This is a genomic window from Massilia rubra (genome assembly GCF_011682065.1).
GTDB lineage: Bacteria > Pseudomonadota > Gammaproteobacteria > Burkholderiales > Burkholderiaceae_D > Telluria_A > Telluria_A rubra.
Genome location: NZ_VUYU01000016.1, coordinates 16344 through 28822, shown reverse-complemented (window position 1 = coordinate 28822; position 12479 = coordinate 16344). Strand labels below are relative to the sequence as shown.

Sequence of the window (12479 nt, the reverse complement as noted above, 5' to 3'; positions counted from 1 at the left end):
GATTCAGCTCAACAGCGTCTTCAACAGCGCTTTCTCGCTATCGGTGAAGTTGGCCACTGTCATCTCCTCATCGAGCAGGATCATGTAGCGGGTCCCGCTGGCCAGCAGGGCGATGGCCACGTTCTGGCTCCACGGCAGGAACAAGGGAGTGTCGCCGTAGCGCAGCACATTCGTGCCATGCCGCTCGACGCCATCGATATCGGCCGAGAATTTGACGTTGCGATCCTCATCGCATTCGTAGACACGGGCCAGTACCGGCCGCAGCACGACTTCCCGTCCTTGCAGGCGGCTATGGCGGAACTCCTTCCAGGCCTCGCTGCAGACCGCGTACTCAAACAAGACAAGCAGTCCCGCCAGCAGCAGGAAGGAAACGATCCGGTTACCCAGATGCTCGGTTGCGATCGAGGTGGTGATGCGCTCGGGATGCGTGGTGCTGCGCAAGACATCCACCTTGGTGCCGTGGCTGAAACCGAAGAACGAGGTATGTTGCTCCACCGTTAAAACGGCCTCGCGTGCCGGATCGGGTCGATAGGATATTTTTGCATCGCAACTGATAAACACCATCTTCGAGATTTTGCAGGAGCCTGACACATCAGCCTCCGACTCGACGACGACCGAATCGAACCAGGCGAGCCGTGCGTCCCTGACGATGTCAGGCAACCAGAACCAGATGAAGAAGGCGGCTAAGGCCACGCCAAACAGGCTCGAGACTGCTTTCCAGAAGTATTTGCCGCGCACGCCGCTATGGTTGACCTTCCTGGCCCGGGCTGGAAATGTTTTCAACAGCAACTGCTGTTTGTCGGCCGAAGAAAGTGTTTCGGGAGCGGGAATGGTCATGCAGGAACCTTTTGCGAAAACGGCGACGGGCGGTGCGCACATCGTTAAGAAAAGGATAATAACATTTATTCAACGCAATATAAATACATGCCAGCGGACTGACTGCGCCAGTGCAGCCCTAGTCAGGCGTATCGACGGGGCGGCGCCAGGCTTACCTGGCAAGCGGTTTGTCGAGCGAATCCCAGTCGTACGCCTTTTCGACCCGGTCGGCAATCTGGTTTATCAGCGCCATGCCGTTATCGCCGTTGGTCATGATGACCAGCCCATAGCCTTTGCGCACATGGCCGATCATCCAGGCGCGATAACCCCAATTGTCGCCACTGTGCGAAAAATACCAGCCCGCCCCGCGCCGGTCGACCGGCAGGCCGACTGCGAAGGGGCCAACGCCCGCGGGCGCGAGCATGTCTTTGGCGGTGCGCTGGTCCAGTATCTTGCCGTTCGGACCGCGTAGTGCGGTTTGGATTTCAATGATGAACTTCGCCAGGTCGCTCGGGGTGGTCCACAAGCCGGCGGCGGCCTGCTCGGGATAGACGTGCCAGGGTGCGGCCATGCGCTGACCGTGTTCGTCGTGCGCCAGCGCGGCGCGGGCGCTGTGGCCCGGCGCGGGCGGCTGCTCGAAAGAGCTGTTCGACATCCGCAACGGCGCCAGTACGGACGAGGTCATGAAGGGCGCAAACGGGCGCCCGGACAGCTGCGTCAATGCCAGTTGCATGATGACCAGGCCGCCGCCCGAGTATTTGAAAGCCTCGAACGGCGCCCGCGCAAACACCACCTTGCCGACATTCGACGGTGGCTGGCCGTCGAGAATCCGGACCAAGGTCGGCAATGGCGCGCCCGGCTCGTAACCAGGGAAGCCGAAGCCATCGTCGGCCCCCGAGGTATGGCTCAATAAGGAACGTGGCGTCACCGCCTGATGGCGCGTCAATGCCGATCGGGGAACCTGCCATGAGGTGATCATGGTATTGATATCGGCGTCGAGGTTCAGCCGGTTTTGCCGGACCAGGCGCATGGCCGCCAGCGCGGTCACCGGCTTGCTGATCGATGCGGCCTGGAAACGGCTTTCGGTATCGAGCAGGCGCCCGGTTTGCGCATCGGCGACCCCGTAGGCCTTGGCCCAGTGGATGTTGAAATCCTTCACGACGGCGATGCTGACCCCTGGGACCTGAAGACGCGCCATCAACGCCGGCATGCTCAGCGCATCGAGCTCGCCGGCGCCGGCATCGGCCGACGGCGGTGTTTCGATGCGGGCGATCAGCGAGGCGGCATTCTCCTGCGCGTGGACGGCCTGGCTCGGGATTGCCAATATGGCGAGCAGCAAGGGCGCCAACCAACGGGCCGGCTGGTGTCGGTATGGCTTGGTCATCAATGTCCTGTCCGGGTTATGCGCCGCACTGTCGGCAACGCGCCATCGATTATCTGTCAATTTTATCAAAATAGCACTACCCATCCGAGCCCCGGCCGGCGCCCGACGACGATCACCCGCGTGGAACAGCGGGAACCTGCCCCGCAATCCCTACCGTGCCTCGGTGACGCCATTGGCGTGATAGCCGCGCTGCCACGCTTCCACCTCGCCGGCGTGCGCGGACAGGAAAGCATGCATGCGCGCGAACCGCTTGACGGTCTGGCGCCGGAACACAAGGCGCACCACCGGTTCGACCAGCCAGCGCAGCACGCGCGGACCGGCTTCGATGTTGTAGGTGTAGATCAGCAGCGAGCCGCCGCCGGGGGCGCTCTCGTGTTTCATCGAGGCCGCCCACTTGGAAAAAGGAAAGGACGTGCCGACCATGCGCGCCGCCGCAAGGCGCGGGCGCTGGTAACTGATGAACTCGGTGCGCATCGACAGCGCGCGCAGCAGGCCACCGCCGGTGCTGGCGCTGACCGCGCCGACGGACGGGCATGGCGCGCCGCCGTCGACCTCGGTGTGCGAGACCAGGCTGTCCCAGCGCGCCCGCCATTGATGGTAGTGAAAGACGTCGAACACCACCTCGCACGAGGCCGGCATAGGGAAGACCATGCGCTCATGCGCCATGGCGCAGCGCCCCTTGCCCATGCATGCGCAGATCGCGGTCGATTACACCTTCGTGGCGAACCCGGCGGTTGAAGATGCGCGCCCCCCGCATCACTAAAACTTTCCATTCCACATGAACAAACCGCCTTGCCACGCCATTGTTGCGGCGCCTGTGCACGCCAGGAGAAACAAGACATGATACGCGTGGCGCGCCGCTGACGCCTGCTGCCTGCGCCAATTCGCCGAGACCGCCAGGAGCGCACCGATCGTACTCGCCAGCGCAAGCCATGCCAAGGCCTGGACCACGCGCAACAGCATGGGAAAGATGGGCGAGGTCACGAACAAGGCTTCCTTCGCCTGGATTAGACCAATGCCGGCATACAAGACCCACGGCAACAAGGTCAGCAAGCCTGCCAGGCGCATGCGATTGCGCACCTTGCGCGACGTCGACGACAAGGCAGCCTGCGGGCCGGAACGCAGGCGCAGCAATGCGGCCAGCGGCCACGCCAGCAGGCTGCACACGACAATGACAATCGACCCCAGCAAGACGGAAAACACGACCAGCTTGTGCTGGTGCCATGGAACTTGCTGCAGGATGTAGGTCGGGTTGCGGTTACTGCTCATCTCCCACTCGCCCAAGGCATTCTTGACGAAGTAAATGCGGCGCTGCGGATTGGCTGCGCTTTGCCATACGCCGGAAGCGACTTGACGCCACTCGACCGGCGCGCCATTCGGTCCGGGCTGTGTATCGATCACGAGCACGCCAGGGCGCACCATGCGCGCCACCGTTTGCTCCAACAAATTCACCAACGACAGCGGGCTCGATTCAAACCGCCAACTGGTGCGGTAGCTACCCTGCACCTGTTCGGATTCGTCGGGCCCGACGCTCTGTGACGGCGCGGCAATGTGTGGCGGCGGTGCAAAGTAGCGGTCGGAAAACACTTTTAACAGCGCATCGCGCATGGCCTGGCCCGCCGTGTTTTGCACGATAAACAGGCCAATGCGCTGTTCGGGCAACAGGTACATCCCGGAGTGAAAAGCGGGAATGTCGCCCGTATGTCCGATCAGCCGTGGCGCGACCTGGTCCATCTCGTAGACACCGAGCGCCATTCCCGGTCCCGCAGGATGGTGCCGAAATTGAACCGAATGCATCTGTGCAAACGTCTCCTGCCTGAGCAAGGACGGCCCGGGCGCGGCCTCGTCGCCGAGATGGGCGAGCATGAAACGCGCCATGTCGAGCGCAGTGCTGGACATGCCGGCCGCTGGCGCGATTTGCGCAGTATCGAACGCTCTGGCAGGCCCCGTCCCCGTGTCATACCCTTTCGACAACATCGGCGCCAGGCGCGGCGGCAACGGTTGTGCAAAACTCGAATGACGCATGCCAAGTGGCACAAAAATGTGGCGCTCGGCATAAACGTCGAAAGATTCGCCGGCAACCCGTTCGAGGATGTAAGCCGCCAGCGTGGTGCCATAACTGGAATAGGCCGGTACCTTACCTGGCGCAAAGATACGCTTGGGCATTTGCTGTACGAGATAGTCACGCGATGATGCGAGTTGTCCAGGCGCGACCCACCGTCCTTTCACCGTCTCTTCGAAACCGGCGGTATGCGACATCAGATTGCGCATCGTGATTGGTTCAGAGAACGTTGCGGGCACGGGAAAATCCAGATAGCGCGCTATGTCGGCATCGAGATCGATCCTGCCCTGCTCCACTAACTGCATGACGGCGGTGTACGTCACGGCCTTCGATATCGATCCGATGCGAAACAGCGTCGCGCCGGGTGACACGGGTGTTTTACGTTCGACGTCCGCATAGCCATACCCGCGCGCGAACAATACCTTGCCCTCTTTGACAACCACCACCGCGCTGCCGGCAACACCGGCCTTTGCCATCGCAAGTGGAACCTGTGCATCAAAGAGCGCGCCCACATTTTCCGTCGTCATCCCGACCGGCGCTGCCGCATCTTGCGCCAGAGCATGTCCACCGTATATCAAGCCGACCACTACTCCCAACGCCATACGGAGCAGGAATGCGCCCAACCGCCCCTCTCCGGCGCGATTGCAAGACGTCAAAAATCTGTTCAATCTATTGCTCCAATGCTTGCAACCCGGCCAAAAAGATGAGCAGTCTAGCATTGCCCCAAGCGCCACCCTCGATTCTATGAGCCTGCTGTAGATATCTCGAAAGGGAAAATGCCTCATGCGCGGTGCCGCGCACTGGCTGGCATGGAAGCGCGCCATCAGCGTCGAGGTGCATCCCTCCAATGGGGTTGCCATCGCCAACCATTGCTTTGATGCTGGTTGTTAATGAATCGGCCCGTCTATTTAATGCATCGGTTAATTCGCCATGCCCGATGAATATATCGCTCGCTGGGAATCTTTTTATATATTCCATTTCAAGGACGAGGGTGAGGGTCGATACGCTACGAGACTTCCCATTCGAGCTATCAATCGCCAGAGGCTAATAAATGAGCCCCATAGATGAAGCACTTGAACACGGCGCCAAACTGGATAAGATCATTTACAAGGTGATCAAGATTACCGCGTGGCTCATAGTTGGCATAGGAGTTTTCTTATGTCTGACGATCCTCGGTTTGATAGTCGGCATACCGATTATTGCAGGCGGCCTCATTTTTCTGAAGCTTTGTTTACCCTTCTACGAGAAAAAAATGCAACTGTCTTCGAGGCTTTTCGCCGAGGAACTTGAAATCAGAGAACATAACCTTCGCTAGGCCCGTGCCTCGCAAGCATCGGCACCGCGCCATGATCTGAGTTCATGCGCCTCGATTCAATGGTCTGACCCGGCAAGGCAGTCAGCAACTACCTACAAGCATCTTCATACTGGCAATCCTCGCGCGCACCTTTGGCTCGCATCAAGCGGGCAAGGCCGGGCAGGCCGCACCATCGGCAATTCCAAGCACTCATCAGGAATTCCCATGAGCCTCGCCGTGTTACGCAGCCGCGCCCTGGCCGGCATGGAAGCGCGCGCCGTCAGCGTCGAAGTGCATCTGGCCAACGGCTTGCCGAAATTTACCATCGTCGGCTTGCCGGACGCCGAAGTGCGCGAATCGAAAGACCGGGTGCAGGCCGCGCTGCAAAACGCCGGCTTCCAGATCCCCGCGCGCCGCATCACCGTCAACCTGGCCCCGGCCGACCTGCCCAAGGAGTCCGGCCGCTTCGACTTGCCGATTGCGATCGGCATCCTGGCCGCCTCCGGCCAGATTCCCTCGCGCGGACTGGAACGCTACGAGTTCGCCGGCGAACTGTCGCTGTCGGGCGAGCTGCGCCCGATCCGCGGCGCGCTGGCGATCACCTTCGCCATGCAGCGCGAAGCCGGCGCGCATCGCGGCTTCATCCTGCCGCAAGCGAATGCCGACGAAGCGGCGCTGGTGGCCGACGCCGTCATCTATCCGGCCGCCACCCTGCTCCAGGTGTGCGCCCACTTTGCCGCCAGCGACGACGCCTGCCGCCTTGCCCGCCACCAGCCGCGCGCGCTCGCGCGCCTGCCCGACTATCCGGATTTTTGCGACGTCAAAGGCCAGCATACGAGCAAGCGCGCCCTGGAAGTGGCGGCGGCCGGCGCGCACAGCGTGCTGATGGTGGGGCCGCCCGGCGCCGGCAAGACCATGCTGGCGTCGCGCTTTCCCGGCCTGCTGCCGGGCATGAGCGACCAGGAAGCGCTCGAATCGGCGGCAGTGCAGTCGCTCACCGGCGGCTTTTCGGCAAGCAACTGGAAGGTGCGGCCGTTTCGCAGCCCGCATCACACCACTTCCGGCGTAGCCCTGGTGGGCGGCGGCGCGGTGCCGCGTCCCGGCGAAATTTCGCTCGCCCATTGCGGTGTTTTGTTCCTCGACGAACTACCCGAATTCGACCGGCGCGTGCTGGAAGTGCTGCGCCAGCCGATGGAATCGGGCCGGGTGACGATCTCGCGCGCGGCGCGCCAGTCGGACTTCCCGGCGCGCTTTCAATTGATCGCGGCGATGAACCCCTGCCCTTGCGGCTTTCTGGGCCATCCGTCGGGCAAGTGCGATTGCACCAGCGACGCGGTGCTGCGCTACCAGGGCCGCATCTCGGGGCCGCTGCTCGACCGCATCGATATCCAGATCGAAGTGGCGGCGCTGCAGCCCGATACCCTGCTGGCCGACGCCGACGGTGAACCGAGCAGCGTCATTAGCGCGCGCGTGGCGCTGGCCCACCAGCGCCAGCTGGCGCGCCAGGGCAAGCAAAACCAGGGCTTGATCACCGGGGAAGTGGAAAGGCACTGCCGGCCCGACAAGGCCGGCGAGGCGGTGCTGCGCCAGGCCATGCTGCACCTGAACTGGTCGGCGCGCGTGTACCACCGCGTGCTGAAAGTGGCGCGCACCATCGCCGACCTGGCCGATGCGCCGGTCATCCTGGCCGAGCATGTTTCCGAGGCGATCCAGCTGCGGCGCGGGCTGCGCGAGCCGTGAGGGTCGGGCGGCGATAAAAAGCGCAGTCCACCCGGCTATCCTCGCTAAACAAGCCGGTCGGCGGATGCCAGGAATTGTCTCGGATTCCGGACGAACCTCGATGCCGCCGATGCCTGCAGCGCATCGCTCACGCATTCCAGCACCGGGGACAGAATGCGCCCGCCCTCGCACAGGACGATGCAGCAGTGCGCATCGCGGGCTGCGGCAACAACGGCAGCGAGCAGCGCCGCGTTGACGTTGCGGCAATCGAGCCGGACATGCACGCTGTCGTCCCATATCTGGATATGGTCGGTTTTCTCGTCGCCATACATGGTCGCCGCGTCGCTCCACGACGGTGCGCGCGGCAGCAGGCTGTTCGCCAGCATCTGTAGATGCGTGTTGTCGATACCTTCCCAGTAGTTCGGAACAAGCTCGGCCTGATCGAACGATGTCTCAGGCTCATTATCGCCATCTCCGGGCAGCAAATCGATCATCCGCCCGTGTATTCTGACAATGCCGGCAACCGGCATCACGATAAATCCACACTGCCAGGCAGCCATGCGGCTCCTATCGCTTTGTCCAGACGAAAAAACAGCCGGATCAACCGCCGCCTCACCCCGCAGGGTGGACGGCAGCCGATCCGGCTGCGGTGCTGCTAACCAGCAATTAGAACGTGTAACGTCCTGCCAGGGTGAAGTAACGGCCAACCGCGCCCGTCTGGTGCAGCGACGGGTTGTAGTTGATACGGCCGTAGGTCTGCACGTCCAGCGGTGCTTTTTTGTTCAGCAGGTTGCTGACCGACGCGGTGATCTCGAAGTTTTTCGAGAACGCCCATTTGCCGAAGGTGTCGAGCGTGGTGAACGAGGCGATACGGCAGTTCAGCAGTGCGACGCCAGCTTCATCGGAATCGAGGCACTCGCCGCCGACCTGGTTGGTGTTGCTGATGCTGCTGACGTAGTTGACGTTGCCAGTGATCTGGAACGGACCATTTTCCCAACCCAACACGAAGCGGACCTTGGTCTTCGGCGTGCCGCCGTTGCCCGACAGGTTGACGTCGCCGTGGGTACCTGCGAATTCGTAGACGGTGCCAGCGGCATCGGTACGGGTGAATTCTTTCATGTAGGTCACGGTGACGCCGGAAGTGAGCTTGCCGTTGTTGCCCAGGTTGAGGCGGCCGCGCAGATCGAGGTCGACGCCCGACGTCTTGGTTTCACCGGCGTTCAGATACGGTGCCTTGACCATCAGGATCTGGCCAGGCAGGTTCGGGAAGTTGGTGGTCGCTTCGCCGCGTACGATTTCAGCATCCGGGTAGCCGGCTGCGTTCTCGACCACGGCGCCAGGATCGGAACCACTGATTTCACCCGTACGCACGATCTGCCACAAGTCCACCGACAGGTTCACGTTCTTGATCGGCTCGATCACCATGCCCAGGCTGTAGCTCTTCGACTCTTCCGGCTTGATGTTCTTGTTACCGACGGTGATCGCGCCAACCGATTGGGCCGAGCAGTCCGCCGCCAGCTTGGTGACCGGGCAACGGATCGGATCGTTGGCAATGCTGGTGAAGGCCGCCACCGCGCTGTCGCCGTTTTCGGCGGCGCTCGGTGCGCGGAAGCCTTCGGCATACGTACCGCGGAATGCCAGGGTCGAGTTCGGGGTGAACTTGAAGCCCACTTTCGGCGTCGTCGAGCGGCCATAATCGGAGTAATCATCCGAACGCAGCGCGAATTGCAGTTCCACCGTTTTCAGGATCGGCACGGCCAGCTCGGTGTACAGCGCGGTCACGTCGCGCGAACCCTTCGATGCCGAATAACCCAGGCCGGCGATATCGTTGGTGTCGGTGAAAGGCGTCGCCTGGCTGTCGGTTTTTTCCTTGCGGTACTCGGCGCCGACGGCGATGCCCATCTTACCACCAGGCAATTCCATCAGCTCACGCGATGCCTTGAAGTCGAACGAGGTGCTTTTCGTGATACCCGAGTTGTACAAGGTTGGCGATATCAGCGCCAGCACATCGGCGTTGTTGATGACGCCCTTGCCGATACGGAAGGTACCGTTGTTCAGCGCCGTGCGCATCGCGCTGGTGCGGTAGTAGCCGTTTTGCGTCTTGTCGGTCTTGCTTTCCGCGTACAGCACGCCGGTGTCGTAATCCCAGTCGGCGAAGTTGCCCTTCACGCCGGCGAGGATGCGGGTGACCGTCGATTCCATGTCGGATGCGCGTGGACGCGATGCGTCTGCCCAGCGCGGACGTGCCGCCACGCCGAGGATGTTGTCCGGGTGGTTGGCCGGCATCAGCAGCTGGTCGGGGCCGGTGCTGGTGTTGTTGACGCGGGCGTTGACCAGATCGAAGCCGGCGCCGGTCAGGGAGGACGGGGTGGTGTAGGTTTTCGCTTCCGACTTGAACACGCCGACTTCGGCGTAGGCGCGGGTGGTTTCACCCAGCGCCAGCGTGCCGCGGGCGAACACGTTCAGGTTTTTGGTTTCTGGCTGGACGGTCGCGTAATCGACCGGATCCCACAAGCAACCGCCACGCGAGTTGTCGTGCAAGGTGCCGCCGGCCGGATCGAGATTGATCGGATCGCAGCTGCCTGGCAGGTTGGTGACATTGCCGTTCGGCGCGCCTGCGGCGTTTACCGGACGCAAGGTGCCGAGGAAGCTGCTGCCGCCGGCGTTACCGGCGCTGGTGTGGCCATTGCGCTGGTCGCGGCCGCCCCATGGACGCGCGTCAGCCTGGCCCAGCCATTTTTCGCGGCTGTTCTGGTCGATGCGTTTTTGTTGTTTTGCATCGACCGTCAGGAAGACGTTGTATTTGTCGGCCTGCAGGTCGCCGAAGCCGACCGCGCCGGAAATGCTGTTCACGTTGCCGTCGCGCTCGCCGGAGATACCGGTGCTGGCGGAAATGGTTTTACCAACATAGTTCTGGCGCAGGATCACGTTGACCACGCCGGCGATCGCGTCGGAACCATAAATGGCCGAGGCGCCGTCTTTCAGGATGTCGATGCGATCGACCGCGTCGAGCGGGATCGAATTCAAGTCGACGAAGCTGCGCTGGCCATCGTCGCCGAAGCCGTACGGCGCGGTGCGGCGGCCGTTGATCAGCACCAGGGTCGAACTGACGCTCAGGCCGCGCAGGGACACGCCCGATGCGCTGCCGGCGAAGCCGCTGGTAAACGAGCCGCTGATACTACCGTTGTTGTCGGCGGAAATACTGCGCACGACTTCGGCAATCGAGGTTTTGCCGGTTTGCTCGATATCCTTGCGGCTGAGCGTCTGCACAACCGAAATGGTTTCCGCTTCGGCGCGCTTGATGCTCGAACCGGTAATTTCCACTTTTTGCATGTCGCCTGCGCTCTGCGCATTGGCCATCTGCATGCTCAGGGCGATACCGCCGCCAATAAACATCACACGAATCGACCGCGACAATCTTGTCTCCACCATCATTGCAAAGCTCCTCATTTTGTAAGTGTATGAACGCGTTTCGCTCTCGTGAGGCGAAACGGCCACCGATTAATTATATTTATAGTCGTCTCTCGGACGCGTTCGCGAGATTTGCCGGAAATTCAAATCTTCGATTGCATATATAACCATTGCGAACTCTTTCCTGTCAATTATTGATCTTGTACATATATCTAGAAAACAACAATTGATGCCGCAACCCTGCGGTTTTTCGCCCCGCCCACGCAGTCTTGGAGCAGGGCAATCATGCATATTTGACGGCATATGCATGCAGTTAGCCTAGTTTTATGCGTATTTATGCACATTATTTGGCGTCGGGCGGATTTTCTCGGGGTCCCCGGCCGGCCACGATCTCGGTAAAAGGCGCGTTCGTTAAGATTCACCTAATTCGCGCCGATTACACCGGAAGTAAATACGGACATGCGTTTCGGGTAAGAATACCGCTCTGCGCGGTATTCACCGGCCCCATTTCCGGCGCCTGTAAAACGCACGGATTGCGCGGCGCGGCGGGTAAGTGCGCCGCTAAATGAACGCCTGGCACGCGCGCCTTAAAGCGCCTTTTCCGAGAGCGCCAGTTTGCCGAAAAAACGCGTGCGGCCGGGGGCCGGCGGCAGCGTTTCCCGCTTCACCGAGGCGTTGCGCGCATGCCCCCGCCGGGCCACGCCGGGTCCCTGCCGGGCCGCCAATAGGCTAGTATGAAAGATTGACTTCATCCTCCCCGCCGTTCCCATGCGCCTGCTCATCCTTTCCGACCTGCATCACGAACTCTGGCGGGCCGAAGCGCCGCGCATCGATCCGGCGCTGTCCCGTCCCGATGTGGTCATCCTGGCCGGCGATATCGATACCGGCGCCAGGGCCGTGCCCTGGGCCGCGCACAACTTCGCCGGCTTGCCGGTGCTGTACGTGCACGGTAACCACGAAGGCTACGGCCACAATCTCGACACCGTGCAAGCCGAGTTGAAGGCGGCCAGCGCCGAGTCCGGCAACGTCCACTTCCTGTCCTGCGACGAAAAAATCATTGGCAATGTCCGCTTCCTGGGGGCCACCCTGTGGACCGATTTCCGCCTGTTCGGAGACGACGACCGCCAGGCGGCCATGCGCGAAGCGGAGGCGGTCATGAACGATTACAAGCGCATCCGCCTGGCCAGGATGAACTACCGCAAGCTGCGCGCGGCCGATACCGCCATGTTCCACGCGCTCCAGCTATCCTGGCTGCGCACCCGGCTGGCCGAACCGTTTGCCGGACCGACCGTCGTGATCACCCACATGGCGCCATCGATGCGCTCGGTGCCGGACGCGTACGCGACGTCGCGCTTTTCGGCCGCGTATGCCTCGCGGCTGGACGAGCTGGCCAGCCAGGCCGACCTCTGGGTACACGGCCACATGCACGACCCGGTTGACTACCTGATCGGCAAATGCCGGGTGGTGTCGAATCCGTGCGGCTACAAGACGCGCACCGGCGGCACCGAGAATGCCCGCTTCGATCCGGGCTTCATCGTCGAGCTGGACGAAGGCATTGGCGTTTGCCAGACATAAAGCAGCGCATGGCATCGTCGAGCACGGACGCCTGACCGCCTCGGGCATACTCGACCAGATGCGCGCTCGGTCAAAAAACATCTACCGCGAAAACGTGTTCCCGTACCTGACAAAGCGTTTTTCGACGCCACTGATGATATAGCGATTCGCAAATGAGTGAAGCCAACGCTACCAGCAACTTTAATCGCACGCAATGCTAAATTTGGGATTCCCATACC

General features: G+C 61.7%; 9 protein-coding genes. 3 read left to right on the top strand and 6 right to left on the bottom strand.

What is annotated here, in order from left to right; genetic code table 11:
* Nucleotides 1-3: 3 nt before the first annotated feature.
* From F0185_RS21595 to F0185_RS21580, 4 genes are all read right to left on the bottom strand, one after another.
* Nucleotides 4-837 carry a hypothetical protein gene (locus tag F0185_RS21595; RefSeq protein ID WP_167227964.1) on the bottom strand — a complete coding sequence of 278 codons (834 nt, stop codon included), beginning with the start codon at nt 835-837 and terminating at the stop codon, nt 4-6.
* Between the two features lie 151 nt (nt 838-988).
* Entirely contained in the window at nt 989-2200 is a 1212-nt protein-coding gene (locus F0185_RS21590; RefSeq protein ID WP_167227962.1) for a serine hydrolase domain-containing protein, read from the bottom strand.
* A 150-nt stretch (nt 2201-2350) separates the two neighbouring features.
* Complete coding sequence (locus tag F0185_RS21585) at nt 2351-2851, bottom strand: SRPBCC family protein (RefSeq protein WP_229477132.1); 501 nt, start codon at nt 2849-2851, stop codon at nt 2351-2353.
* A gap of 108 nt (nt 2852-2959) precedes the next feature.
* Nucleotides 2960-4885: a serine hydrolase domain-containing protein gene (locus F0185_RS21580; protein WP_167227958.1), complete on the bottom strand. Its 1926-nt coding sequence runs from the start codon at nt 4883-4885 to the stop codon at nt 2960-2962.
* Between the two features lie 428 nt (nt 4886-5313).
* Here F0185_RS21580 and F0185_RS21575 point away from each other — a divergent pair, with 428 nt between their 5' ends.
* Entirely contained in the window at nt 5314-5577 is a 264-nt protein-coding gene (locus F0185_RS21575; protein WP_167227956.1) for a DUF5362 family protein, read from the top strand.
* A gap of 204 nt (nt 5578-5781) precedes the next feature.
* The gene (locus tag F0185_RS21570; protein WP_167227954.1) at nt 5782-7296 is read left to right on the top strand and encodes a YifB family Mg chelatase-like AAA ATPase; all 1515 of its coding nucleotides are present in this window, start codon (nt 5782-5784) and stop codon (nt 7294-7296) included.
* Nucleotides 7297-7340: 44 nt separating this feature from the next.
* Here the strand turns inward: F0185_RS21570 and F0185_RS21565 are convergent, their stop codons facing one another.
* Entirely contained in the window at nt 7341-7835 is a 495-nt protein-coding gene (locus tag F0185_RS21565) for a hypothetical protein (protein WP_167227952.1), read from the bottom strand.
* A gap of 106 nt (nt 7836-7941) precedes the next feature.
* Nucleotides 7942-10671 carry a TonB-dependent receptor gene (locus F0185_RS21560; RefSeq protein WP_167227951.1) on the bottom strand — a complete coding sequence of 910 codons (2730 nt, stop codon included), beginning with the start codon at nt 10669-10671 and terminating at the stop codon, nt 7942-7944.
* Nucleotides 10672-11454: 783 nt separating this feature from the next.
* On the opposite strand from F0185_RS21560, the gene F0185_RS21555 reads away from it, so the two are divergent.
* Nucleotides 11455-12261: a metallophosphoesterase gene (locus F0185_RS21555; protein WP_167227949.1), complete on the top strand. Its 807-nt coding sequence runs from the start codon at nt 11455-11457 to the stop codon at nt 12259-12261.
* Nucleotides 12262-12479: the final 218 nt, after the last annotated feature.